This is a genomic window from Thalassolituus sp. UBA3500 (assembly GCF_002377545.1).
GTDB lineage: Bacteria > Pseudomonadota > Gammaproteobacteria > Pseudomonadales > Oceanobacteraceae > Thalassolituus.
Window position 1 is genome coordinate 46941 of sequence record NZ_DFQB01000055.1, and the last position, 24191, is coordinate 71131.

Below are 24191 nucleotides of genomic sequence, written 5' to 3' on the forward strand. Positions count from 1 at the left end.
TGCGTCAGAGCCCTCAGAGAGTGCTCTGCTCTTCTTCGGTTTCTTCATGAAATTCTGCGTCGCTCACTGTTTCAGGCAGCTTAAAGCCGGCAACAGATTCACGCAGCATATTCGCCATTTCAGCGAGGTTACCAATCGACTTCGCAGTCGCGGTCGTACCGGCTGAGGTCTGAGACGTAATTTCCTGAATCACGTTCATCGTGTTGGAAATATGACCCGCTGACGACGCCTGCTGACGTGCGGCGTTGGAAATGTTCTGAATCAGCTCTGCGAGGTTGTTTGATACGCTTTCGATTTCTTCCAGCGCCACACCCGCATCCTGTGCCAGACGGGCACCACGAACTACCTCGGTGGTGGTCTGTTCCATCGAAATAACGGCTTCGTTGGTATCGTTCTGAATCGTTTTAACCAGAGCTTCAATCTGCTTGGTCGCCGCCGCAGAACGTTCTGCCAGACGCTGTACTTCGTCCGCAACTACCGCGAAGCCCCGACCGGCGTCACCCGCCATCGATGCCTGAATAGCCGCGTTCAGAGACAGAATGTTGGTCTGGTCAGCAATGTCGGTAATCAGGGAGATGATGTCACCAATTTCCTGGGACGACTCACCCAGACGTTTAATACGCTTAGACGTTTCCTGAATCTGCTCACGGATGTTATCCATGCCGCTGATCGTCGACTGTACAACCTCAGAGCCTTTGTTCGCGATCGCAACCGACCGCTCCGCAACCGCAGATGATTCAGAGGCGTTGGCGGATACCTGGTCAATCGACACCGCCATTTCGTTGATCGCTGCAGAGGCACCGGCAATTTCCTGGGCCTGGTGTTCAGATGCTTCAGCAAGATGCATCGCTGTCGCCTGAGTTTCCTGAGCCGCCGACGATACCTGTACCGCAGTATCATTAATCGAGGATACCAGTACGCGCATCTGGTCGATCGCAAAGTTAATCGCGTCGGCAATAGCGCCGGTAAAGTCTTCGGTTACGGTCGCGGACGCTGTCAGATCACCGTCTGCAAGGTCAGCAATTTCATCAAGAAGACGCAGAATCGCAACCTGGTTCTGTTCATTCGTCTGACGAGTATCCTGCTCTCGCTGCTGAGCATCTTCCTCGCGCTCACGGGCGCTCTTAGATTCTGTACGGAAATAGATATACGCAAACAGCAGTGCAATAAACGCAAGAACATAACCACCCAGCTGAATCATGTTACGTTCTTCAGCGTTATTCTGAATTTCATTGGTCAGAACAGAGGTCTGTTCAAGCAGAACACGAGAATTCTGGAAGATATTGTCGGAGGCTTCACGAACCTGGAAGAGTTCAGGAGAGGTTTCCAGAATTTCGTCAACAGAGCCCGATACAAATTCAAACAGCTCAGCGACTTCAGCCAACGCATACACCGCTTCTTCGTTCGTTACCTGAGAAATATTCATGGCGATGTTGCCCTGAATCATACCGTTCAGTACCCGACCGAACAGCGAGGCGTCACGACCGAAAGCGTCCGCCGCCATCACTGCGTCATCACCACCTGCCAGTACCTTGTTTACTGAGCGGACGATACGTTCCGCGAGCCAGGACTGACGTTGGGCAACTGCAACCTGCTCAGCAGGGGCGCCACTTTCAAGCAGAATATCAACGATCTCATCGTACTCAACCTGCAGTTGAGGAATCGTTTCAGAAAGAAGTTCGGCCACTTCGTGAACCGAGAGAACAATCTGTTCAGAGCGAATAATCTGGTCAGCATCTTCACGTACGCTGCTCCAGGTTTCCTGAACACCCGACTGCGCGGCATCTTCTGACGGAGGCAGGCTCGTTGCACTATCACCGGAAGCGAGATATCCCCAACGCTTATCGAAGTTATCACGGGCCTGACGCAGCTGAGTAAATGCGTCAGGCTTACCGCCTGCGGCTTCCACTGCGTTTTTCGCCAATTCCTGTGACAGAACCCGTAGCTCACCCGAGTGCTCGAGATACTGTTCATCTTTTGTGGCCAGAATGTTGACCCCAATGGTGATACCAATGAAACCGATCAGGAAAACGAACATCAGAACAATGGCACTGAAGTTACTCTTTTTCCCCTGATTTACTGTGTTTCCACTCATGCCGTCCTCTCCAAACTCGCTGCATGCTTATCCGACCCGACGGGCCAGTAAATTGTTATTATTTTCCGTTCCGTGTTTATACGGCGATATTCATAAACTCAGGTGATCTCAACAGCTCACCAAACTCCATGACTGGCCAGTTCCTGCCATCGCGTTCAAAAGCTTTCGCAACAAAGGGCGCGAGAGCATCAGGCACCTGCGGCACAGGCACCTCCCGGTCTACCGGAAAACTTTGCATACCAAGCACTGCGTCTACGAGCAGGCCGGTAAGGTATTCATCCTGCTCAATCACCAACACCCGCTGGCTACGCCAGTTACCACGGGATGGCTGACCAAGCAGACCATTGAGATCCATAACAGACACCATACGTCCACGGACGTTGGCTATACCCAGCACCCAGTTTTTGACGCCAGGCACACGGGTTACTTTTGGCATCTGCAGAATTTCCACGACATCCGCCATATTGGCGACGTATTGCTCATTACCTAGCAGAAATCCGATTCCGCGCCAGGTCGATACAGTTTCAACCTGCTGAGGCAGCGGCGACGCAAAACGTCGGCTGCGATTTTCCATCGCGGTGAGCAGAGCAAATGGTGTCATGCCTTCAGCCTTCTTCAGTGCCGATCAAAGCGTTGATCTCTGACAGCAAACGACTTTCAGAGACAGGTTTAACCAAATAGCCTGAGGCCCCCTGACGCTTACCCCAAACCCTGTCGGTCTCCTGATCTTTGGTGGTCACGATCACAACGGGAATATTCTTGGTTTCAGGGCTCCGCGTTAGCTGACGGGTTGCCTGAAAGCCATTCAGGCCAGGCATAACAATATCCATCAGAACAAGATCCGGAAGCTCTTGACGAGCAACCGCGACACCATCAGCACCGTTTTCTGCATTCAACACTTCGTGGCCGTTTTTCTCGAGCACCGCCCGGAAAGCCTCGGTTTCCGTTGGTGAGTCATCCACCACAAGAATGCGCGCCATGCTACTTACCCCTTACTTATTTCGCGTGCTGACGGATAGAACCGAGCAGCTCTTCTTTACTGAATGGTTTGGTCAGATACTCATCAGACCCAACAATACGACCTTTGGCTTTATCAAACAGGCCGTCTTTACTCGACAACATGATGACTGGGGTAGACTTAAACTTGGAATTATTTTTGATCAGGGCGCAGGTCTGATAGCCGTCCAGTCGCGGCATCATGATATCGACGAAAATAATATCCGGGTCGGTATCGGCGATTTTAGCCAGGGCATCGAAACCGTCAGTGGCTGTAATGACTTCGCAGCCAACTTTTTTCAGCAGGGTTTCGGCAGTACGACGGATTGTCTTACTGTCGTCAATCACCATGACCTTTACATCTTGAAAATTATCGTCCATACGACAGGCCTTTCACCATCCAATTATCTGTTGTTGTTTTACTCTGATTGGCCAAAGAGTTCTGTGACTCAACCCTCAGACCGGCAAGAGCCCCCGACTGTCCTGCAAAGAATACAGAAAATCAGTCGTTTCCCCGGGGCCACCGGGACGCTCCGCTTTTGTATCACACTCCGCCCGGGCAGGCTAGAGAGCATACCGGGAACCCTGCCTGATGCAACACACTGTCACTGACAAAGGCTCGACAAAACGCTGAAAAAGCCAAATCGGATACGTTACAATCCGACGATTAATTATTCCTGTCACTCAGATGACTGACCACGCAGCGGAGACGCAATGACTATAAGACTTGGCGTAATCATGGACCCTATTCAGGACATCCACTTCAAGAAAGACACTTCCCTCGCGTTGTTAAATGCAGCACAGGAACGAGGCTGCGAACTCTGGTACATGGAACAACCTGATCTCTCTATTCAGAAAGGCCGCTCATATGGCCGCATGGCGCCCTTAAACGTGGCGATGAATCCAGAACACTGGGCTGATCTGGGTGACTTCGAAGACCGTCCATTGGCGGAACTCGACATCATCATTATGCGCAAAGACCCACCGTTTGATAGCGAGTTTATCTACAGCACCTACATTCTTGAACGTGCCGAAGAGGAAGGTGTTCTTGTTGCTAACCGTCCTCAAAGCCTGCGTGACTGCAACGAAAAAGTATTCGCTACAGCCTTCCCTGACCTTATGTCACCGACCATCGTTGCGCGACGTGCCGACCTGTTGAAGGCATTTCACGCAGAGCACGAAGACGTAATATTTAAACCGCTCGACGGTATGGGTGGCTCCTCCATCTTCCGACTCAAAAAGGATGACCCTAACGTCAGCGTCATTATCGAAACTCTGACCGCTCACGGCACACAACAGATCATGGCGCAGAAATTCATTCCTGAAATCACATCGGGCGATAAGCGCATTCTGATGATTAATGGCGAGCCCGTTCCGTACAGCCTCGCTCGCATTCCTGCGCAAGGCGAGACACGCGGCAACCTGGCCGCCGGCGGACGCGGAGTCACGCAAGAGCTCTCGGAAGACGATCGCCGCATCGCCAGCATCATCGGTCCTGAGCTGATAAAACGCGGCCTGTATTTTGTTGGCCTGGACGTCATCGGCAACTGCCTGACAGAGATCAACGTCACCAGCCCGACTTGCGTGCGGGAAATTTCGCGCGACAGCGGTATCGACGTCGCCGGACAACTGATCGATACACTACTGGAAATCCGCCGTTCCAGTGTGGACAATTCCTGAAGGTGAGAGCAGACTTGCGCGCACAACGACGGAGACCCTGACAGACCATGAGTGCCCAGACCGTATCAAGCAATGACCGCATGATGTTCGCGATCTTCGTCGCGCTCATGGTGCACGCCATGCTAGTGCTGGGCATCAGTTTCAGTGCGCAGGAAAGCCCGGCTTTCAGTTCGACACTGGACGTCACCCTGGCAGGCTACCGCAGTGATGAAGCGCCCGAAGATGCCGACTTTCTTGCCCAGGAAAACCAACAGGGCAGCGGCACTCTGGACGAAGCGCAGATGCAGACCACGGACGTTGAAGCCGACTTCCACGCCAACGACATCCGTGAGAACGTACGCGAAGAACAGATGCCAACGGCTCCGCGCCTGCAGGACAGCCAGCATACCCAAGTTGTTTCAACCACCCGCAGTCCTGATAAACAGCAACAGCAGATTGCAGAACAACAACCGCCTGCCCCAGATATTCCGGACGGCCCTCAACAAAGCTTATTTGAGCGCAGCCTCGAAATCGCCAGCCTGCAGGCTAAGTTGGATACCGAACGCCAAATGTACGCACGAATGCCGCGTATTCATCGTCTGACCGCTGCATCTACAATGAAAGCGACCGACGCTTACTACGTGAATTTATGGCGTCAGAAAATTGAGCGAATGGGTGCCATTAACTATCCACAGGAAGCTGAAAACTGCTACGACAATTGCCGTTTACGGATCTTAGTGTCCATCAACCCTGATGGCAGCATCCATGAGCTCGCAGTGCTTGAGTCTTCGGGCCGCAGAGTACTCGATGAAGCTGCCACACGAATTGTCCGCCTTGCTGCTCCGTTCGCCCCATTTACCAACGAAATGCGGCGCGAAATGGATAGACTGGAAATCATCCGCACCTGGCAATTCACCGGTGACCGTTACCTCTCGGGGTCAAACTGATGCTTGAACTGAACAGCCTGCGTAACCACCTGTTGATTGCGATGCCCGGCCTTGATGGCTCCTGGTTCGGCGGCACGGTCACCTACTTATGCGAACACAACGCGGATGGCGCGATGGGGCTGGTACTGAACAAGCCCTCCAGTATTGAGTTCAGTGATATCTGCGAACAGCTGGATATTGATCGTCGTAGCCACATTACGCCTACCATCCTTCAGGGCGGACCAGTCAGTCCGGAGCAAGGTTTTATTCTGCACGAAGAAACCGGAGACTGGGGCGCCACCATGAATATTACAGAGAAAACCCACCTGACGTCGTCTCAGGATATTCTGCGTGCGATTGCTCAAGGAACAGGACCTCAGAATTACATGCTTGGTCTTGGCTACGCCGGCTGGAGTGCAGGCCAATTGGACGAAGAGCTGCGCGAAAACGCCTGGCTCACACTGGAGGCAACTCCCGACCTTCTTTTTCGCCTCGACCAGCGCGACCTTTATGATGTTGCACTCAGTAAATTGGGTGTCAGTGCCGAATTCCTCAGTGATGAGTCAGGCCATGCCTGATACTCCTCAGATTCCTGATCGTATCACTTCCGTCATGGGGTTTGATTTTGGCACCCGACGCATCGGCATTGCTATTGGCCAGCGCCTGACAGACAGTGCCAATGCTCTGGAGCCCATCAAAGCCAGAGACGGCGTACCCGACTGGGACTCTCTGGAGCGCATTATTAAAGAATGGCAACCTGACGCCTTTGTCACTGGCTTGCCACTCAATATGGACGGCACCCCTTCAGAAATGAGCCGGAGAGCGGCAAAATTCTCCCGCCGTCTGGAAGGTCGTTTCCATCGCCCTTCGTACACGCAGGACGAGCGCCTGACCAGCTACGAAGCGAAAGGCATGGTCATTGAAGATTCTGGGCATCAGAACTTTGGTGACTACTCGGTAGACGGCCTCGCTGCCTGCCTGATTCTGGAAAGTTGGATGTCAGAACACCCGAAAGCAGGAGACTAATGATGAATCTGCCGGACATAGAACACATTACTCAAGACCTGGCTGAGCAAGTCAGTGAGCTGATTAGCGAGCGCCAGCTCGACAACCCCTTATTGGTCGGTATCCGAACGGGCGGCGTCTGGGTTGCAGAACGTCTCAATGACACACTGAAATGTGCCGACGACGTCGCCACACTTGATATCAGTTTCTACCGCGATGACTTCACTCGTCACGGCCTGCACCCGAAGGTTCAGGGGTCAGAGCTGCCGGACTCCATTGAAGACCGACACATCATCCTGATCGATGACGTCATCATGAGCGGCCGAACCATACGCGCCGCCATGAACGAGCTGTTTGATTATGGCCGCCCAGCCAGCATTACCCTTATATGTCTGCTGGATATCGGTCGTCGCGAATTACCGATTCAGCCAGACCTCTGCGGAGCGACTCTGGCATTAAATGATGGCCAGCTGGTCAAGCTGACCGGCCCGCGCCCTTTAGTTCTGACTCTGGCCTGAACAGGAACACCACATGACTGATCCCAACACAGTCCAGCTCACCGAAGACGGACGCCTTAAGCACTTCCTGACGACTGAAGGCCTGAGCCGCGAGCTACTCACAGAAATTTTAGACACCGCGGACTCATTTATCAGCACACAGGAGAGAGCAGTAAAAACCGTTCCTCTGCTGCGCGGTAAAACCGTCGTCAATCTGTTTTTTGAAAACAGCACCCGGACCCGTTCAACCTTCGAGCTCGCAGCGAAACGTCTGTCGGCGGATATTCTCAACCTCGATATCGCGCGCTCGGCGACTTCTAAGGGGGAAACCTTAATGGACACCCTCTGGAATCTTGAGGCCATGTACAGCGACATGTTCGTTGTACGCCATTCAGACTCAGGCGCCGCCCATTTCATTGCCGAACAGGTAACGCCAAACGTCGCCATTATTAATGCCGGTGACGGTCGCCACGCGCACCCGACTCAGGCTATGCTTGATATGCTCACAATCCGCCGTCACAAAGGCGATATCGAAGGAAAAATCGTTTCTATTGTCGGCGATATTCTGCATTCACGGGTTGCCCGCTCTCAGATCCACGCCCTGCGCACGCTAGGCGCTGCCGAAGTCAGAGTCATTGGCCCCGGAACCCTGCTACCTTCTGATATCGAAAGCATGGGCGCCGTTCCTTATTACGATATGAAAGCGGGGCTCGCCGACTGCGACGTGGTCATCATGCTGCGCCTGCAGAAAGAACGCATGCAGAATGCATTGCTTCCATCGGAAGGCGAATTTTTCAAACTATACGGTCTGACCGAAGAAAAGCTCGCGTTTGCTAAACCCGATGCCATCGTTATGCATCCGGGCCCGATCAACCGCGGTGTTGAAATTGAATCGGCCGTCGCCGACGGCAATCAGTCCGTCATTTTGAACCAGGTCAGTTATGGCATTGCCGTGCGGATGGCCGTGATGGCCATGGCTATGAGTGGCCAGCAAACACCGGTAAACAGTGAGGAGCCTGCCTGATGAGATATCTGCATATTGCCAATGCACGGGTAATCAATCCTCAGACTCAAACCGATGAAGTCACAGACGTATTTGTTGCCGATGGTCGGATCGCTACAGTCGGCCGTCGACCAGACGCCGGTGAAATTGAACATACGATCGATGCCACCGGCCAATGGTTAATGCCGGGGCTGATTGATCTCGGTGGTCATCTGCCCGAACCGGGTTACAGCCAGAAAGGCAGCATTGCCAGCGAAACAGAAGCGGCCGCCCGCGGTGGCTTCACGCACATCTGCAGCTTACCGGACACCAAGCCGGTCGCCGATACCTCCGCTGTGATCAAGCTTATTCTGGAAAAAGCCGGTAAAGCCGGGTTCAGCCGCGTACTGCCACTGGGTGCCATGACACAGGACCTCGCAGGCGAGCAACTGGCCAGCATGTACACCCTTGCTGAAGCAGGCGCGGTCGCCATGAGCAACGCCCGTCGTCCGATCAAAAACAGCTATGTATTGCGACGCCTGATGGAATACGCAGCGACCTACGATATTCCGTTATTCCTGAATGCCAATGATCTCAGCCTGTCAGATGGTGGCTGCATGCACGAAGGTCCGGTGGCCACCCGCATGGGTTTACCGGGGATACCCGAGACCGCTGAAACTATTGCTCTGGCACAGATTCTTCTGCTGGTAGAGCAGACTGGTGTTCGCGCTCACATCAGCCAGATCACCTGTCGACGCAGTGTCAGCATGCTACAACAGGCGCTGGAAAATGGCTTACGGGTAACCGCCGATACACCACTGGCGAACCTGCTGTTTACCCACGAAGCTGTTACCGGCTACAACAGCCTGTACAACGTACAGCCACCGTTACGCAGCGAGCGCGATCGAGAGGCACTGGTGCAAGCCGTTGCCCGCGGTGAACTTGCCATCAGTTCAAACCACAGCCCTCATGAGCTGGCGGCCAAGAAAGCACCGTTTTCTGATGCCGAGCCCGGCATGAGTCAGTATGACGCTTTTCTACCGCAGGCGATGACGCTGGTGACGCGCGAAGAGCTGACCGTAGAGCAACTGGTGCGAGCCATATCCGTCACACCTGCGAATGTCCTCGGGCTTCCGCAGTCTCTGACGGAAGGCGCTGACTTTAATGCGGTGCTGTACGATCCAGAGGGTGAATACACACTCTCTGCCTCAGAAATTGCCTCTGGTGGTCATAACCACCCTCTGTTAAACCGAACGGTGTCGGGCAAGGTAGCGCAGGTATTTCTGGAGGGTTGCCGGATAAGCTGATTCTGACAGAAACAGTAAAACGGCGAAAAATGCCGGGCCATCTATACTGAGATACACACCCACGTTGTGCAGTAAGTGATGAACCCGGCCAACCCTACCCCGGACCAGAGCACTCTGAATCGCTGGCGTCAGAACTTTCTTGACCTCAACGCTCAGAAGCTGGCTTCCGCGCGAGAACAACTATCCCCCCGACAGCAGGCCGTGCTGGACGTTCTGCCGCTCCTGCTGCACTGCAATGGTTCTCGTTTGCCGGGCTATGTTGCACCGCACACTCCCTGCGGGATCACTGGGTACACCCCTACGCTTGAGCATCATTCAGCACTGCACCAGTTCGCCCGGGGCGCACAGATTCCCAGAGATCCGGGCCAACGGTGTATTGAAGGCGTGTTCCTGATGGGCAGCCTGGGCAGTGTTGCCCAAAGCCGCAACAGCGACCTTGATGTCTGGCTATGCCACGACGAGCTGCTAACGGATCAGCAGATCAGCGATCTGCAGGAGAAGTGTACGCGCATCGAAAAGTGGGCAGACTCACAAGGCACAGAAGTCCACTTTTTTCTGATGAACCTCAAAGACTTTCGCGACGGTCAAAGCCAGTCCGCGGATGGCGAAGACTGCGGCAGCAGCCAGCACCTGTTGTTACTGGATGAGTTCTACCGCAGTGCTCTTTGGTTAGCCGGTAAAACTCCACGCTGGTGGTTAACCCCTGAGGATCTGGAATATCAGGCCGACAGCTACTGGACCAGACTTACGGACAACCACCTGATTGATGTCGCCGAGTGGCTGGATGTCGGCAGTCTGCCGACCATTCCCGCCGGAGAATTCGTTGGCGCTGGCCTGTGGCAACTCAACAAAGGGCTCAGCAATCCATACAAGTCACTGCTGAAACTTCTGCTCAACCGTGAGTATGCTTCCGCGTATCCTGATATCCGACCGCTCGCCTGGGATTTCCGCAAACAGGTTCAGGACGGTGGCGCCGACCTGCTGAACACAGATCCTTACCTGCTGATGCTACGTCGCCTGGAATCTCACCTCGGAGAGGAGGAAAGCGACCTTCGCGATCTTATGCGTAGAGCTTTCTACTTCAAGTCAGGCGTTCAACTAACAAGACTGGTCGGCAACCAACACCAACAACGCCGGGTGAAGGCACTCGAAGAGCAGGTAAAGGAATGGGGCTGGACCTATACCTACCTCGATGATCTGGACAGTCGCCAGAGCTGGCCCGCACGCAAAGTGATGAACGAGCGTAATGCACTGGTAACGCAAATGCTGAACAGCTACCGCGCGCTCGCTACGTTTTCGCAGGAGCACGCGCAATCCCTGCACATTAAAGAGCGCGACCTCAAAGTACTCGGCAACCAATTGTTCGCAGCGTTCAGAGCCGAGCCGGGCAAGATCATCGACATTAACCCGAAAATCCGTAGCGATATGGAAGAGGAAAAGCTGACCCTTAACCTCAAAGACGGCATCTGGCAACTGATCCCCGGCAGCTGGCGCCCGGGAGACGACAGCGCCGTACTGATGCAGACTCCTTCAATCATTGAAGCGCTGGTGTTTGCCCGGCGTAACGGCATGCTCACCAGCCACTCCCATGTCGCCCTGTATCCGGCGCATAACCCAGTGACCCAATACGAACTCAGGTCTCTGCTGCAGGACATTATGGAAATCCCCCTGCCGGGGAAAAAGAGTATCGACTTTGAAAACGATCAGACGCCACTGCGCTGGCATTTGTTCGTTAATCCCGGGGTAAATCCTCAACAGTCGTTGTCGCGACGCGGCATGCAGAAAATCAGCAACCGTGACGACGCCCTGGGCTTCAGCTCAAGCCGCGAAAACCTGGTTCAGTCTGTTGAGTTATTGACCATCACCAGCTGGGGAGAGTGGCAGGTCAGTTATTACACCGGCGCCGACACCGTGCATGAAGCAATGCTGCAGGTACTGAATTTTCGCAGTAAGGCCGACACTCAGGCCTGGCCAGAATGGCGTATCCACTGTCACTGTCAGGTGCGGTCAGTCGCAATCCAGAAGCGTCTTGAACAGTTACTTAATGATCTGATTGATCACCTGTCGCAGGCGAAGCCAGCGCCCTACTTACTTCAGACCGGCGACAGTTTTCATCTGATTGAATACCGCCGGCGAGAGGTCGTCAGTCACCATGCAGAAAGCCTTAAAGCACTGATCAAACTCCTGGCCCGCCCGCGCCCCCGCTTCCGGCGCTGGCAGCTCGACCGTCATGCGCTACCCAGTAGCCCACTGCGCCTGATTCTGGAACAAAGCGAGGGCGACGAGTGGCACGTCTGGTACTGGCGTCAGAAAGGCAAAGTGTTTCTGTACGTGATGGACCAGTTTGGTTCTCTGCATTATCAGGAACAGAGTGATACAGATATTCGCTCAACCCTGGTGCCCGTATTGCGGTTTATCCGTCGACTTAATCAACGCTGGGCTGATGAATCACAGCAGCCCCTCTGGCCCCTGCATCTGAGCGAACTTCTGCTTGACGGTGAGACTCTATCTTTCAGCGCCCAACGCCGCCGCATTCCCATGGAAGCAAAAGAATCCGCTGCCATTGAAGTATGTGCTCACTCACATGCTAAATCGGTTCTGGAGATTTCCGTCAACGACATCACGCTGTCACAGGCAACGTTCGGCACTAAGCTGCTGGTAGAAGCTCGTCAGGCAGTGATTAACGCTCGTACAGAAGATCATGCGCAGCCAGTCTGGCTGAGCGATATTGTTATCGACGATAATCAACACCTGATCCGCCATTTGCAGTTCAGGCAACGTCTGGAACACCTGCTCAACTCCCCACCAACTACCAGCACACCTAAGGCCCAGCCCCCGCACAGCAAAGGGCGCGCTCAGGCGCAGACATAGCACACCATTGCCCGTATAATGCGTGGCATTCTGTGGGAGGTAGCTATGAACCTGAAAACCATCGCCTGTGTGTCTTTGATTGTGTTGTTCGCAACCGGTGTCAGTGCCTGTGGTCAGAAAGGTCCGCTTTATCTCCCAGATTCCGAACAAGAACAAGAGCAGTAAGCCCATGTCAGCATTCTCATACCAGAACGGCAGCCTGCATGCCGAAAACGTCTCTCTGGCCGCACTGGCCAAAGAACACGGCACGCCCCTGTACGTATACTCACGCAGCGCATTCGAACAAGCTTACCTCGCCTACACCGACGCGTTGGGTGAATGGCCTCACCTGGTGTGTTTCGCGGTCAAAACGAATTCCAACCTCGGCGTTCTGAACACACTGGCAAGGCTGGGCGCTGGTTTTGATATCGTCAGTATCGGTGAGCTGGAGCGTGTGATCGCAGCTGGCGGTGATCCGTCGAAAGTGGTTTTTTCTGGGGTAGGCAAACAAGCTCATGAAATGCAGCGCGCCCTCGAAGTGGGTGTACATTGTTTTAATGTTGAGTCAGAAGCAGAGCTTGAGCGTTTGAGCGCCGTAGCGTCTGAGTTGGGCAAAACAGCTCCCGTCTCACTGCGCGTAAACCCGGATGTGGACGCACAGACCCACCCCTATATTTCTACCGGTCTGAAAGACAACAAGTTTGGTATTGATATCAATGATGCTGTGCGTATCTATGAAAAGGCCGCTGGCCTGCCAGGTCTCGACGTTAAGGGCGTAGACTGCCACATCGGTAGCCAGCTGACTGAGATTGATCCATTCCTTGATGCCCTTGACCGGGTACTCGCGCTTGTCGACGAGCTCAGCGGACGTGGCATCACTATTGAGCACCTCGATCTCGGCGGTGGCCTCGGCGTGCGCTATCAGGACGAACAGCCAGCGACACCGGCAGAGTACATTGCTGCCGTAAAAGAGCGACTGGGTGATCGCACGTTCAAGCTGATTTTTGAGCCGGGCCGTTCTATTGCCGCCAACGCCGGTGTCTTCCTGACTCAGGTCGAGTTTCTGAAACTCAACGAGCATAAGAACTTCGCGATTATTGATGGTGCAATGAACGACCTTATCCGCCCAGCACTCTACAGTGCATGGCAGGCAATCGTTCCGGTATCGGAAACCTCCGCTGAGCCAGAGCGCACGTACGACCTCGTCGGCCCAGTCTGCGAAACCGGAGATTTTCTGGGTAAAGATCGCGCACTGAACATTGCTGCTGGCGACCTGTTGGCTGTGATGTCCGCAGGCGCCTACGGTTTTGTCATGGCATCAAACTACAATAGCCGTGGCCGTGCCGCTGAAATCATGGTGGATGGTGACAATGCCTTTGTTGTTCGCGAACGCGAAACCGTGGAGTCCTTATTCGCCGGCGAAAGCTGCTTACCCGATTAATATCAGCCCGGATAAAGAGACAGTATATGTGGCTCAAATTCAGCAAGATGCATGGTATCGGTAACGACTTCGTTGTCGTTGACCTGATTACGCAAAGTGCGAACATTCGCCCGGAGCGTGTTGCCGAACTGTCGGACCGTAACTTTGGTATCGGCTTCGACCAGCTGCTGGTCGTTGAAAAGCCAACCCGCCCGGATGTCGACTTTCAATACCGGATTTTCAATGCCGACGGCAGTGAAGTTGAGAATTGTGGTAACGGGGCACGTTGCTTTGCGCGTTTCGTTTACGACCAGAACCTGACAGGCAAACGCGATATTCGTGTTGAGACAGCCAGCGGTATCATGGAACTGCATTTGACCGATGACCGACAGGTCATGGTCGATATGGGCAAACCGGAACTGACTCCGGAAAAAATTCCGTTTATTGCCGACGATTTTGCTACTGAGTACACCATCGATGTGCCTGACGTCGGTATCATTAACCTCGGCGCAGTATCCATGGGCAACCCACACGCCGTTATCCGCGTCGACGACGTTGATACCGCCCCCGTGGAAACCTGGGGGCCAGCGGTTGAGTCCTGCAAGGAATTTCCGAACCGCGTTAACGTAGGTTTTATGCAGATTATCAATCCACATCACATCCGCCTGCGTGTTTTTGAGCGTGGCTCGGGTGAGACTCTGGCGTGCGGAACCGGCGCGTGCGCTGCCGTAGTTTCTGGCCAGCTTCGCGGCTGGTTGAATCAGGGCGTCAAAGTCAGCCTTCCCGGTGGTGATCTGTTCATCGACTGGGACGGTGAAGGCGCAGTAAAAATGACAGGCCCGGCTGAACGGGTGTTCGAAGGTAAAGTAAACCTCTGACCTCTAAGGAACAGACAGACATGAGCCAGACCCCGCGACTGACTGAAGCTGACGTAATTGCCTACATGGAAGATCATCCCGACTTTTTTATCGGAAAGGATGACCTCCTCGCAGGCATGCGGATTCCCCACAACAGCGGTCCGGCCACCAGCCTTGTTGAGCGTCAGCTTGCTGTGCACCGTGAACGCAACGTCGAGCTGAGACAACGCCTGTCGGACTTACTTGAGAACGCGCGCCGTAACGATCAGTTATTCGAAAAAAGTAAGCGTCTGGTTTTAGCTCTGGTCGAAGCAACCACCTGGGTGGATGTTCAGGCCGCCCTCGATGACTCTCTGCGCAAAGACTTTTCGGTGGATGCCTGGGCGATGCTGCATTTCACTGAACGCCAGCTTGAGCCACCATTAATTGCTATTCACAGCAGCGAAGTCCAGCGCTCGGTACACCGGCTGTTTAAAGGCCACAGAGCCATCTGTGGGCAACTGCCCGAGGCTGACATCGCACAACTCCTCGGTGTCGAAGAGTCTGCCTGCCGTTCTGTTGCCGCGGCACATATTCGTGGTAAGGATAATCTCGGCATACTGACGGTCGCCAGTGAAGATCCAGGCTACTACCGCAGTTCAGTAGATACCTTATTCCTCGACTTTATAGCAGACGTACTGGCGCTGCGACTGCCGCAGGTTCCGGTCAGCTGAGTATGACCTTACGGCTCATTACCTTCGACCTGGATCACACGCTCTGGGACCCGACTGATGCGCTGATCGCAGCAGAACAGGCTATGTTTGGCTGGATTAATGAACATTCTCCGGTCACTGCCAGTTTTTACCCACCGGAAAAATTTCACGCCTACAAGAAAGACCTGGCCGCAGCCTACCCTGAGCTGACAGGCAAAGTGTCTGAGTTTCGTTTCCAGTTGCTGCGCCGGATTTTCCTTCAGTCTGGCCATGATTCCGATACTGCCCGACGCATGGCACAAGACGCTTTTGCGACCTTTTATCAGGCACGCAGTACAGGCTTAACCTTGTTTGAAAATGTTGCCGACGTCATGGCAGAGCTTAAAGAGTCGTACACTCTGATTGCTCTGACGAACGGCAATGCTGATCTCGATATAGCTGGACATACCCATTTGTTCGAACGCCATCTGAAAGCTGACGACTACGCTGCGAAACCCTCGCCAGACATGTTCGAGGCTGCACTTCAGCACGCAGGCGTGGAACCCCGGCAAGCACTCCACATTGGCGATCACCCGGAGCAGGATGTCGCTGCAGCTCGCGCCGTCGGGATGACAACCTTGTGGTTCAATGATAAGGAGGCTGACTGGCCGTTAGCGGATTGTCAGCCCGATGGTGAGTTCAGTCACTGGTCGCAACTGGTTCAAGCGATAAGGGCTCTGGAAGGTAATTGACGATCAGTTCGCTGATGTAACCACCGCTACGGACCTTACGCCCATCCGGTTCACCAATACCGGCTTCGATGCGGGTAACAGAGATATCTTCAGGGATCTCTTCCGCAAGCCTGCCCAGATCCTGTTTCAGGTCACGCTCGACAGAATACCAGCGACGCGGCGCCTGCTGAGCACCACTGACCACCCAGATAAACTCATTCTCTTCGATCATCTCACGGTGCGTCGTACGTTCGGCCGGATTCCACACATAATGCAGGCGATAAGTCTGATCGGTTTCTGCGCTTGAGAAATCCACCGTCACACGCATCAGCGCCGCACTTGTTTCTTCATCAAACTGATCCAGCGACCACAGCCAGCTTAGCTGGGGCCTTGCACCTTCACTGACAAACGGACGGCTCAACAGAGCACGGCCCATACGGCTCTCGAGGCGCACGATTTCACCCTGGATAACATCATAGTGGGGTTCGATAGAGCAGTGACGGCAGTCTTTTTTCCAGTCGTCTATGGTTTTGGCGGAAAGCAGCACATCGGCAGAGGTGGTGTGACTGTAGAGCCAGAGAGCGGCGAATACCAACAGAGCCAGTGCGGCAGGTAAGGCGTGTAAGCGACGACGGTATTTTCTGGAATGACTGGTCATGTTTCTGCATCCTTGCGAATCAACTTGCCAGACTATTTTAGCACTCGCTCAGAAAACGACCAGCCACATAGAAAGAATTATCCGTTCTATACGGCTGGCAAGCGGCTGCGTCTTATATAGGACGGCTACCGTAGTTCGTCTGTGGTTTGCGTGGTGGATCACCCATTACGTCCGCGGCGACCTCCTGAATTCGACCACCACGGGCGAGAAACGCTTCCACATCAGAGGCCATCGCCTGACGCATCGCTTCGCGAGCAGCCTGAGAACCATACTCAATGTCGTCATCTGTGGAGGCGGCTTCTTTTGTCTCTGTTTCCTGCTCGCCGGAATCGTCGTGCGAATCCTGTTCGTTAAACTCGTCGTCGTGCAGATCATCATGTGCCATAAGACATCCCTCTTTAAGCGGTGTTTATTTGATGGGAATACTTATAGACAAGCCCTCCACGCCTGCCAGTGACGCTAACCTTTAGTAACAAAAAAAACATCAAAGCCGGATTTCAGTCACCGCCAGAGAATCCTGAATGCAATATTCCCGACGAACGGGCCTTCAGTAATCACATATTCCGGCAGAAAATACAGGCACAAAAAAACCCGCCGGAGCGGGTTTTCTTCGAGCTTAACCAAATGGTTAAGGTGCTTAACGTCCTGCCATGTACTTGATCGCGTTCAGGATTTCATCATCCGAACAGGTCGCGCAGTTACCTTTAGGCGGCATGGCATTGATACCATTGATTGCATTGTACAGAGTCTCCTCCATACCTTTGGCCAGGCGATCATCCCAAGCAGCAGTATCGCCTTTCTTAGGTGCACCCAGTACGCCAGCACCATGACAGGCAGTACATGCAGTGTTGTAAACTTCTTCACCCGTGCGAGGTTCACCTGCAACCACTGCAACGCCACCACACTCAGCGCCTACACACACTTCACCGACCGGAGCGATACGCTCGCGGATTTTCTCAATCTGAGCGTCGCTCTCGGCGTATGCCTGAGCCATGACCAGAGTGGCGGCCGCCAGAATCAATGCTTTCAGTTGCTTCACGAAGATGTCCTCATCCAGTGCCAATCAGGCTTGTCGTAATTTTAGTGCACGCATTATAGCTACAAATCGTCCGGGTTTGAACGACTGGACATGATTCAACGCAAGTATTCTGCCTCTGAGCCGTGTGAATACCCTTATTTTTCGTGATTCTTATACCAAACCTTACCTCCGACCGTTCCCACTTCATGCCCCGTAAGATAGAGTAAGCCTGAGACAGGTAAGGACTCTGACCATGAAAAACCCTCTATTGATTCTGCTTTTGCTGGCGCCTCTGACCGCCTGCACGCTCAAGGTTGCGGCCCCGGAAAAGCCGATCACCATCAATCTTAACGTCAAGATTGAGCACGAAGTCCGGGTAAAGGTCGAAAAGGACCTCGAGCAACTGTTTGAATCCGAAGACGATCTGTTCTGAACAAGGAGAAGACGATGAAACTCAGCAAGATAACAACCTTCGTCGCTGGCCTACTGTTCAGTGTTGCTGCACTGGCCCTGGAACTGGACGACGCAAAGAATATGGGACTTATAGGTGAGCAACCGAACGGTTACCTTGGCCTCGTCAGTGCCAGTAGCCCTGAGGCGGCGGCCCTCGTTGTTGACATTAACGCCAAGCGCAAAGCCCGCTATCAGGAAATCGCCAACAAACAGAACACACAACTGGTCAACATCGAGCGTATCGCCGGTGAAAAGCTGATTGAAAAAGCTCAGGGCAGTGGTGAATTTTACATGGACGGTTCAGGTCAGTGGCAGCGATAACGCTCTGATCTGAGCACACGGAGAACGGACAATGACAACATCAGGCATTATTCTGCTGGCAGTTATCGCTGGCATCATTCTTTTACTGGTCAGTGTTTACAACAAACTGGTCGCACTTAAAAACCGCTTTCAGAACAGTTTCGCTCAGATCGATGTGCAACTGAAGCGTCGCTACGATCTGATTCCTAACCTTGTAGAAACTGCAAAAGAATATATCCGTCACGAACGGGATACTCTGGAAGCTGTCATCAGCGCTCGCAACGAAGCCGCCGCGGGCCTCAAAGCCATTGGTGGCAATCCTGCGAACAGTGGTGGCATGGCTCAGTTAATGGGTGCTGAAGGCGCGCTGGCTGGAGCACTCGGCCGCCTGAATGTCGTGATGGAAGCTTACCCAGAGCTGAAGGCAAACGAAAACATGATGCAGCTCACCGAAGAGCTGAGCAGCACAGAGAACCGGATCGCTTTCGCTCGTCAGGCGTATAACGATTCAGTCATGGATTACAACACTTACCGTCAAAGCTTCCCTGCCATTGTTCTTGCAGGCGCTTTTGGCCACAGAGAAGACGCTACCCTGTTAGAGTTCGAAAACCGGGAAGTACTGGAAGACGCGCCCAAAATTAGCTTCTGAGCTCTGCACTAACGTATGAACTTCTTTCGTCATCAGGAGGAGGCGCGCCGTAACACCGGACGCCTCATTCTACTGTTCAGCCTTGCCGTCATTGCTGTCATCCTGACTGTGAACCTTCTGTTTATTGCTGGCATCGGTTTTACGCTCGGAGCCCATCGCATCTCTGGTATATATGATGCCGAGCACTGGGCCGTCGTGAGTTTTACGACGCTGGCGGTGATCCTTATTTCCAGCTTTTTCAGGCAACTGTCACTTAGTAAAGGCAGTGACGTAGCCAACTCGCTGGGAGCAACGCTGCTGGACCCCGGCAGCCGGGACCCGGATGAAAGGCGCCTCCTGAATATCGTTGAAGAAATGGCCATTGCCTCCGGGATGCCTGTACCCGACGTCTATGTCATGGAGGACTCAGGCATCAATGCGTTTGCCGCAGGCTACCAACCCAGTGATGCCGTCGTTGGTGTTACGCGCGGCGCAATATCTGCCCTGACGCGCGACCAGCTTCAGGGCGTCATCGCCCACGAATTCAGCCATATATTCAACGGTGATATGCGTATGAATATGCGTCTGACCGGCATCATCTATGGCATCGTATTTATTGGTGAAATCGGGCGTATGATTATCCGTGGCTCGCACAATCGCGGCTATACAACGCGTCGTACCGATCCTCGCGCCGCCATCTTCGGATTTGCCTTGATGGCGATTGGCTACGGCGGCGAATTTTTTGGGCGTATGATCAAATCGGCCGTCAGTCGTCAGCGTGAGTTTCTGGCTGATGCATCCGCTGTGCAATTTACCCGCAACCCCGATGGCATCAGTGGCGCTCTTAAAGTCATCGGCTATGGTGCTGGCTCTCGTGTCGGTTCACCCTCTGCGCTTGAAGTATCTCACTTCTTTTTTGGCCCTGTGATGCGTTTCCGTCGCACCATGTTTGCAACCCACCCGCCACTGGACGAGCGTATTCAGAAGATTCAGCCGGGCTGGGACGGGCACTACCTGAAGCCAAGAATGCAACACATTGAATTGCGTGACTTCAGCTATAACGACAGCGATGCCATCAGCGGCTTCTCGGGTAGTCATGATCAAACACCTGCAAACGTCGATAACACAGAGGCTCCTGCTGAAAGCGGATATGCAACTGTGCCCTACGAATCACGCGGTGAAGAGTTCCTCAGAAGCGAACTCGCAATCATTAATGCCATGTCAGCAGAGGCTCTGGTGTTTGCGCTATTGATGAGCGGCTCAAGCGAAGAAACCGCACGTGAGCAGCAGAACATGATTCAACAGAAACACGGCAGTGCCACCTTCCGCGAAGCTCTGCGCTACCTGAATGAGGTGCGACGCACCGACAAAGAAGTACGGCTTGAACTGGTTGAGCGAGCGATGCCGGCACTCCGTCGAATGTCTCTTAAGCAGTACCGCACCATGAATCAGACACTGGTCGGCATGATACAGCTGGACAACAGGATCGACCTGTTCGAGTGGTGTCTCTACCGTCTGATTCTGCAATACCTAGGGCGGCACTTTGGTACTCTTCCGGCCTTCCGCCAGAAACGCAAGTCAGCTCACGCCCTCGCCGATGATATTGCTGCCGTCATGGCGTATGTCGCGCACGCAGGAACGAAAGACTATCAATCTGCGGTGCTGGCATTCGAAGCAGGAATCTCTTCAGAACAACTGCTTATGCGTGACTGCAACCCCGAACATGCGCCACACAAAAGCCTGAAACCGCTGAATAAAGCATTGAGCGCTCTGATCGCAAGCGCACCGGAGGTTCGGGAGCGGGTCATGCGTGCCATTTCCGTATGTGTGCATCACGATGGCAAAATCACGATGGAAGAGCGCGATATGATCCGCACCCTCGCCGCCATTTTGGAGACTCCGCTCGGCATGTTCGAGAATGCAGCTGAGCTGATTAACTAAGCTTCTCGCAATACGGTCAACGGCGGAACCCGGCTGACTCTGCGCAGCATCAAGCTCCCCGGAATAGCCAATCCTAGCGCCGTTGCAGGTGGTAACCAGAGCCACGCCCAGCCAAGACTGCTGTATGGAATATCTAACAGGCCAATATACAAACCCGCCGTCACTAACTCCGCGCCGACTAAGGCCAGCACAGCTGACAACACACCCAGCAGTGCGAACTCAACCCATTGTGCCTGACGTAGTTGTTTCCGTGCCGCACCTAAAGTACGTAACACCGCACCTTCGGTCAGTCGTTCCCGTGTCGATGTCAGCAACACGGATAACATCACCAATACAGCACCCAGCAGGACGAATACCAATATCAGCTCCACTGCGGTGGTCAGTCGCTGCAACAGTGTCTGTACCTGCGAAAGGATAGCTCGGGTGTCGATAAAGGTAATGCCAGGGTATTTCCGGATCAGGGAAACCAGTGCGCCCTCATGCTCCTCCGCAAGATGAAAGCTGGTCATGTAACCCATTGGGAGTTCAGCCGTCAGATCTGGCGACAGCATCATGAAAAAGTTTGGCGTCATCGCCGTCCAGTCGAGGCGACGCAAGCTGGTGATCTCAGCATCAAGGTCGACGCCAGCCGCACGGAAAGTCAGCACATCACTTAACCCCAGCCCCAGGCGTTCAGCCAGCTCATGCTCAACGGATACCTGCCCCGGGCCTGCAGCCGTCTGAGACCATTCGCCACCGACGACTTCATTATTGTCGGGGAGCGTTTCTGCGGAGGATGTAATGAGATCACGATTGATCGAGCGGTCCTCAGCAATATCCATCTCACTTACCGCCATGCCATTTACTTTCACCAGACGCATCGGAATCATGGGATACAGGGCCTGAGTCTCAATGCTGTGATTCACCAGAGATTCAGAGAAACTTTCACGCTCAAAAGGCTGAATATTCAAAGCAAAAATATTAGGGGCGTCTTGCGGCATGCTGCGCTGCCAATCGGCCAACAGGTCTGTGCGCAACATACCAATAATTAACATCACCATCAGAGTCATGGCGAACGCCAATAGCTGTCCTGCCGTCGCGGTATGGCTACGACTCAGATGTTGCCAGGCAAACCTGAGGCTGAGAGGAAGCTTTCTGTTTCGCAACAAGCTCCCGGCAAACCTCAGTCCTCCGCGTAACAGTAGAAGTAAAAGCAGCAAGGTCGCAGCACCACCGATCATCAGACCACCACTGAGCATAATGTCCTGCGTCAGCAGGGAGAGCAGCAGTGTCAGCGATCCCAACGCTAAGGCGTAAATCAGCCAGCCCTTAAGCGGCACAGGAACCAGATCCCGACGCAGAACCCTCAACGGACTGATGGAGGATAAAGGCAGCAAATGTGGCACACCAAAACCAAACAAGCTCAGCAAACCCGCACTGAGCCCAAGAGCCCATGCACTCGGTGTTGCAGGCGGTAAGCCTTCAGGAATCAGGCCCGACAGCACCTGCAATAACCCTAGCTGCAGAAGGTAAGCGAACAAAGCGCCAAGTAGAGTAGCCGCCCCCCCGAGAAGCAGTAGCTGGGCGAGAAAAATCCGCAGTACCGATGCTCGGGGTAAGCCGAAGGTACGCATAAGAGCACTGATATCAAAGTGGCGCTCGGCGTAGCGACGGGCACTGACTGCGACGGCAACACACGCCAGAACCACCGCGAGAATAGCCGCCAAGCCGAGATACCGGCGCGCCCGGTCAAGTGAGGCAGCCATCTGCCGATTACCATCCCCCAGAGCCTCAAACGACTGATTGGCTTTCAGCTCTACCGAATTCTGAAACTGCTCCAACAGACCGTCATCACCGCTGAGCATCAACCGATAACGCACGCGGCTGCCGGGCCCTAGCATCGGACTGCTTTCAAGCTCACTCCAATGCACCATAATGCGCGGTGATAAGGTGTAGAAGTTACCTCCCCGGTCACTTTCCTTCTCAATAAGGCCGGTGATCCGGTAAGTTTTGCCCCCCAGATCCGCTTCATCGCCCAAGCCGATATTCAACAACGACAGCAGGCGCGCCTCGACCCAGGCTTCTCCCGGTTCGGGGCCTGACTGACGCAATGATGCAACCTTATCGTCGACACCCAAGACCAGAAGTTCACCACGTAACGGATAACCATCATCAACGGCTTTCACCGCAGACAACGTCATCTGATCACCGGCGACGACCACGCTGGGAAAAGTGAGTGCCCGGGCCCGATCCAGGCCAAGGGAATCTGCCTCTGCCAACCATTCGTCTTCGAGAGGAGTGGTCGAACGAACTCGCAGATCAGCGCCCAGCATATCATTGGCGCTGGCCTGCATCGCCAGATCCAGTCGCTGGCTGAATAACGCAATCGCCGTGGTCACTGTCACAGCGAGCACCAGTGCCAGAAATATCAGCGTTAACTCGCCGCTACGCAGCTCGCGGCTCATCAATTTGAGTGCGAGTCTGACCTCGGTGAACCTGCCTGCTGCGTTTTTCATCAGGCAATTTCCTCCAATACCCCATCGGTCATTTTCAGGCGCCGGTCACACCGCTGCGCGAGGCGCTCGTCGTGTGTGACAAGCACCAGTGTCGTGGCAGATTCTTCGTTAAGCCTGAACAGGAGGGACTCGACCTGCTCACCCGTCGTACGATCCAGGTTTCCGGTAGGCTCATCCGCGAACAGGATGTCGGGTTGCCCGGCAAAGGCACGGGCCAAAGCCACACGCTGCTGCTCGCCCCCAGATAGCTGACTCGGATAATGCGTTAGCCGATCCGCCAGACCAACAGAATGAAGCAGCTCAGTCGCCTCATTATCTGCGTTTTTCTTGCCGACAATCTCAAGCGGCAGCATCACGTTCTCCAGAGCGGTCAGTCCCTGAAGCAGATGAAAATTCTGGAATACAAACGCCACACCGCCCGCGCGGATAGCCGCCCGCTGGTCTTCATCCAACCCGCTCATGGCCTGCCCCAAAAGCGTGACTTCACCTTCTGACGGCAGGTCGAGCCCGGCCAGAATACCCAGCAAGGTCGACTTACCACTGCCGGATGCGCCGACGATCGCCACACTTTCTCCGCGCTTGATATGCAACGAAACTCCCTTCAGGATGGTCAGAGGTTCTTCACCACTGCGAACTGTTTTCACTAAGTGATCGGCACTGAGAGAGGTAGTATCTGTGTTGTCCGGCATACCGAATGGTTTC

General features: G+C 54.0%; 26 protein-coding genes. 17 read left to right on the forward strand and 9 right to left on the reverse strand.

What is annotated here, in order from left to right:
• Positions 1-13: 13 nt before the first annotated feature.
• The 4 genes from B2R29_RS13215 to pilG all read right to left on the reverse strand — a co-directional run bounded on the left by B2R29_RS13215 (position 14) and on the right by pilG (position 3472).
• Positions 14-2095, reverse strand: a complete 2082-nt coding sequence (locus tag B2R29_RS13215) for a methyl-accepting chemotaxis protein (RefSeq protein ID WP_374047312.1) — start codon at positions 2093-2095, stop codon at positions 14-16.
• A gap of 76 nt (positions 2096-2171) precedes the next feature.
• A complete protein-coding gene (locus B2R29_RS13220) occupies positions 2172-2696 on the reverse strand; it encodes a chemotaxis protein CheW (RefSeq protein WP_301181493.1) in 525 nt (174 codons plus the stop codon).
• Positions 2697-2700: 4 nt separating this feature from the next.
• On the reverse strand, positions 2701-3075 hold the full coding sequence (gene pilH, locus B2R29_RS13225) for a twitching motility response regulator PilH (protein WP_301181494.1): 375 nt from the start codon (positions 3073-3075) through the stop codon (positions 2701-2703).
• A 16-nt stretch (positions 3076-3091) separates the two neighbouring features.
• A complete protein-coding gene (gene pilG, locus B2R29_RS13230) occupies positions 3092-3472 on the reverse strand; it encodes a twitching motility response regulator PilG (RefSeq protein WP_068442958.1) in 381 nt (126 codons plus the stop codon).
• Between the two features lie 333 nt (positions 3473-3805).
• Here pilG and gshB point away from each other — a divergent pair, with 333 nt between their 5' ends.
• The 13 genes from gshB (at position 3806) to B2R29_RS13295 (ending at position 16017) form a co-directional block, all read left to right on the forward strand.
• On the forward strand, positions 3806-4771 hold the full coding sequence (gene gshB, locus B2R29_RS13235) for a glutathione synthase (RefSeq protein ID WP_301181495.1): 966 nt from the start codon (positions 3806-3808) through the stop codon (positions 4769-4771).
• A gap of 47 nt (positions 4772-4818) precedes the next feature.
• A complete protein-coding gene (locus tag B2R29_RS13240) occupies positions 4819-5697 on the forward strand; it encodes an energy transducer TonB (RefSeq protein WP_301181496.1) in 879 nt (292 codons plus the stop codon).
• Positions 5697-6254, forward strand: a complete 558-nt coding sequence (locus B2R29_RS13245) for a YqgE/AlgH family protein (protein ID WP_301181497.1) — start codon at positions 5697-5699, stop codon at positions 6252-6254. Before B2R29_RS13240 ends, B2R29_RS13245 begins: the two co-directional genes overlap by 1 nt.
• The gene (ruvX, locus tag B2R29_RS13250; protein ID WP_301181498.1) at positions 6247-6702 is read left to right on the forward strand and encodes a Holliday junction resolvase RuvX; all 456 of its coding nucleotides are present in this window, start codon (positions 6247-6249) and stop codon (positions 6700-6702) included. The genes B2R29_RS13245 and ruvX overlap by 8 nt, the downstream gene beginning before the upstream one ends.
• 2 nt (positions 6703-6704) lie before the next feature.
• The gene (pyrR, locus tag B2R29_RS13255; RefSeq protein ID WP_301181570.1) at positions 6705-7199 is read left to right on the forward strand and encodes a bifunctional pyr operon transcriptional regulator/uracil phosphoribosyltransferase PyrR; all 495 of its coding nucleotides are present in this window, start codon (positions 6705-6707) and stop codon (positions 7197-7199) included.
• Between the two features lie 13 nt (positions 7200-7212).
• On the forward strand, positions 7213-8202 hold the full coding sequence (locus B2R29_RS13260; protein ID WP_301181499.1) for an aspartate carbamoyltransferase catalytic subunit: 990 nt from the start codon (positions 7213-7215) through the stop codon (positions 8200-8202).
• Positions 8202-9467, forward strand: a complete 1266-nt coding sequence (locus B2R29_RS13265; protein WP_301181500.1) for a dihydroorotase — start codon at positions 8202-8204, stop codon at positions 9465-9467. The genes B2R29_RS13260 and B2R29_RS13265 overlap by 1 nt, the downstream gene beginning before the upstream one ends.
• A 78-nt stretch (positions 9468-9545) precedes the next feature.
• On the forward strand, positions 9546-12338 hold the full coding sequence (locus B2R29_RS13270; RefSeq protein WP_301181501.1) for a class I adenylate cyclase: 2793 nt from the start codon (positions 9546-9548) through the stop codon (positions 12336-12338).
• Between the two features lie 51 nt (positions 12339-12389).
• Complete coding sequence (gene lptM / locus B2R29_RS13275) at positions 12390-12503, forward strand: LPS translocon maturation chaperone LptM (RefSeq protein WP_414716619.1); 114 nt, start codon at positions 12390-12392, stop codon at positions 12501-12503.
• Positions 12504-12507: 4 nt separating this feature from the next.
• Complete coding sequence (gene lysA / locus B2R29_RS13280; RefSeq protein WP_301181503.1) at positions 12508-13758, forward strand: diaminopimelate decarboxylase; 1251 nt, start codon at positions 12508-12510, stop codon at positions 13756-13758.
• Between the two features lie 26 nt (positions 13759-13784).
• Positions 13785-14615: a diaminopimelate epimerase gene (dapF, locus tag B2R29_RS13285; RefSeq protein ID WP_301181504.1), complete on the forward strand. Its 831-nt coding sequence runs from the start codon at positions 13785-13787 to the stop codon at positions 14613-14615.
• Positions 14616-14635: 20 nt separating this feature from the next.
• The gene (locus B2R29_RS13290; protein ID WP_301181505.1) at positions 14636-15307 is read left to right on the forward strand and encodes a DUF484 family protein; all 672 of its coding nucleotides are present in this window, start codon (positions 14636-14638) and stop codon (positions 15305-15307) included.
• A 2-nt stretch (positions 15308-15309) separates the two neighbouring features.
• Positions 15310-16017 (forward strand): HAD family hydrolase, encoded by a 708-nt coding sequence (locus B2R29_RS13295; protein ID WP_301181506.1) that lies wholly within the window; start codon positions 15310-15312, stop codon positions 16015-16017.
• Here B2R29_RS13295 and B2R29_RS13300 read toward each other — a convergent pair.
• From B2R29_RS13300 to B2R29_RS13310, 3 genes are all read right to left on the reverse strand, one after another.
• Positions 15965-16654, reverse strand: coding sequence for a DUF3047 domain-containing protein (locus B2R29_RS13300; protein ID WP_301181507.1), 690 nt, complete (start codon positions 16652-16654; stop codon positions 15965-15967). The two genes, B2R29_RS13295 and B2R29_RS13300, sit on opposite strands and share 53 nt — an antisense overlap.
• Before the next feature lie 112 nt (positions 16655-16766).
• Positions 16767-17039 (reverse strand): hypothetical protein, encoded by a 273-nt coding sequence (locus tag B2R29_RS13305; RefSeq protein ID WP_301181508.1) that lies wholly within the window; start codon positions 17037-17039, stop codon positions 16767-16769.
• Between the two features lie 252 nt (positions 17040-17291).
• Positions 17292-17693 carry a c-type cytochrome gene (locus tag B2R29_RS13310; RefSeq protein WP_308790196.1) on the reverse strand — a complete coding sequence of 134 codons (402 nt, stop codon included), beginning with the start codon at positions 17691-17693 and terminating at the stop codon, positions 17292-17294.
• Between the two features lie 232 nt (positions 17694-17925).
• On the opposite strand from B2R29_RS13310, the gene B2R29_RS13315 reads away from it, so the two are divergent.
• From B2R29_RS13315 to B2R29_RS17015, 4 genes are read left to right on the forward strand one after another with little or no spacing between them, the layout of a single operon-like run.
• A complete protein-coding gene (locus B2R29_RS13315; RefSeq protein ID WP_068440156.1) occupies positions 17926-18105 on the forward strand; it encodes a YnbE family lipoprotein in 180 nt (59 codons plus the stop codon).
• A 14-nt stretch (positions 18106-18119) separates the two neighbouring features.
• Positions 18120-18446: a YdbL family protein gene (locus B2R29_RS13320; protein ID WP_301181509.1), complete on the forward strand. Its 327-nt coding sequence runs from the start codon at positions 18120-18122 to the stop codon at positions 18444-18446.
• A gap of 31 nt (positions 18447-18477) precedes the next feature.
• Positions 18478-19074, forward strand: coding sequence for a LemA family protein (locus B2R29_RS13325; protein ID WP_301181510.1), 597 nt, complete (start codon positions 18478-18480; stop codon positions 19072-19074).
• A gap of 15 nt (positions 19075-19089) precedes the next feature.
• Positions 19090-20994 (forward strand): M48 family metallopeptidase, encoded by a 1905-nt coding sequence (locus B2R29_RS17015; RefSeq protein WP_301181511.1) that lies wholly within the window; start codon positions 19090-19092, stop codon positions 20992-20994.
• Here B2R29_RS17015 and B2R29_RS13335 read toward each other — a convergent pair.
• Both B2R29_RS13335 and B2R29_RS13340 read right to left on the reverse strand, forming a co-directional pair.
• Complete coding sequence (locus B2R29_RS13335) at positions 20991-23489, reverse strand: ABC transporter permease (RefSeq protein WP_301181512.1); 2499 nt, start codon at positions 23487-23489, stop codon at positions 20991-20993. The genes B2R29_RS17015 and B2R29_RS13335 overlap by 4 nt on opposite strands.
• Complete coding sequence (locus B2R29_RS13340) at positions 23489-24178, reverse strand: ABC transporter ATP-binding protein (RefSeq protein ID WP_301181513.1); 690 nt, start codon at positions 24176-24178, stop codon at positions 23489-23491. Before B2R29_RS13340 ends, B2R29_RS13335 begins: the two co-directional genes overlap by 1 nt.
• Positions 24179-24191: the final 13 nt, after the last annotated feature.

Coding starts and splice junctions, on each gene's coding strand:
- B2R29_RS13300 (WP_301181507.1), bottom strand. CDS start 16,654: ATGACCAGTCATTCCAGAAAATACCGTCGTCGCTTACACGCCTTACCT.
- B2R29_RS17015 (WP_301181511.1), top strand. CDS start 19,090: ATGAACTTCTTTCGTCATCAGGAGGAGGCGCGCCGTAACACCGGACGC.
- B2R29_RS13305 (WP_301181508.1), bottom strand. CDS start 17,039: ATGGCACATGATGATCTGCACGACGACGAGTTTAACGAACAGGATTCG.
- pilH (WP_301181494.1), bottom strand. CDS start 3,075: ATGGCGCGCATTCTTGTGGTGGATGACTCACCAACGGAAACCGAGGCT.
- B2R29_RS13335 (WP_301181512.1), bottom strand. CDS start 23,489: ATGAAAAACGCAGCAGGCAGGTTCACCGAGGTCAGACTCGCACTCAAA.
- B2R29_RS13290 (WP_301181505.1), top strand. CDS start 14,636: ATGAGCCAGACCCCGCGACTGACTGAAGCTGACGTAATTGCCTACATG.
- pilG (WP_068442958.1), bottom strand. CDS start 3,472: ATGGACGATAATTTTCAAGATGTAAAGGTCATGGTGATTGACGACAGT.
- pyrR (WP_301181570.1), top strand. CDS start 6,705: ATGAATCTGCCGGACATAGAACACATTACTCAAGACCTGGCTGAGCAA.
- B2R29_RS13260 (WP_301181499.1), top strand. CDS start 7,213: ATGACTGATCCCAACACAGTCCAGCTCACCGAAGACGGACGCCTTAAG.
- B2R29_RS13270 (WP_301181501.1), top strand. CDS start 9,546: ATGAACCCGGCCAACCCTACCCCGGACCAGAGCACTCTGAATCGCTGG.
- B2R29_RS13265 (WP_301181500.1), top strand. CDS start 8,202: ATGAGATATCTGCATATTGCCAATGCACGGGTAATCAATCCTCAGACT.
- B2R29_RS13220 (WP_301181493.1), bottom strand. CDS start 2,696: ATGACACCATTTGCTCTGCTCACCGCGATGGAAAATCGCAGCCGACGT.
- dapF (WP_301181504.1), top strand. CDS start 13,785: ATGTGGCTCAAATTCAGCAAGATGCATGGTATCGGTAACGACTTCGTT.
- B2R29_RS13215 (WP_374047312.1), bottom strand. CDS start 2,095: ATGAGTGGAAACACAGTAAATCAGGGGAAAAAGAGTAACTTCAGTGCC.
- lysA (WP_301181503.1), top strand. CDS start 12,508: ATGTCAGCATTCTCATACCAGAACGGCAGCCTGCATGCCGAAAACGTC.
- B2R29_RS13295 (WP_301181506.1), top strand. CDS start 15,310: ATGACCTTACGGCTCATTACCTTCGACCTGGATCACACGCTCTGGGAC.
- B2R29_RS13325 (WP_301181510.1), top strand. CDS start 18,478: ATGACAACATCAGGCATTATTCTGCTGGCAGTTATCGCTGGCATCATT.
- B2R29_RS13340 (WP_301181513.1), bottom strand. CDS start 24,178: ATGCCGGACAACACAGATACTACCTCTCTCAGTGCCGATCACTTAGTG.
- gshB (WP_301181495.1), top strand. CDS start 3,806: ATGACTATAAGACTTGGCGTAATCATGGACCCTATTCAGGACATCCAC.
- B2R29_RS13315 (WP_068440156.1), top strand. CDS start 17,926: ATGAAAAACCCTCTATTGATTCTGCTTTTGCTGGCGCCTCTGACCGCC.
- B2R29_RS13320 (WP_301181509.1), top strand. CDS start 18,120: ATGAAACTCAGCAAGATAACAACCTTCGTCGCTGGCCTACTGTTCAGT.
- ruvX (WP_301181498.1), top strand. CDS start 6,247: ATGCCTGATACTCCTCAGATTCCTGATCGTATCACTTCCGTCATGGGG.
- B2R29_RS13240 (WP_301181496.1), top strand. CDS start 4,819: ATGAGTGCCCAGACCGTATCAAGCAATGACCGCATGATGTTCGCGATC.
- B2R29_RS13245 (WP_301181497.1), top strand. CDS start 5,697: ATGCTTGAACTGAACAGCCTGCGTAACCACCTGTTGATTGCGATGCCC.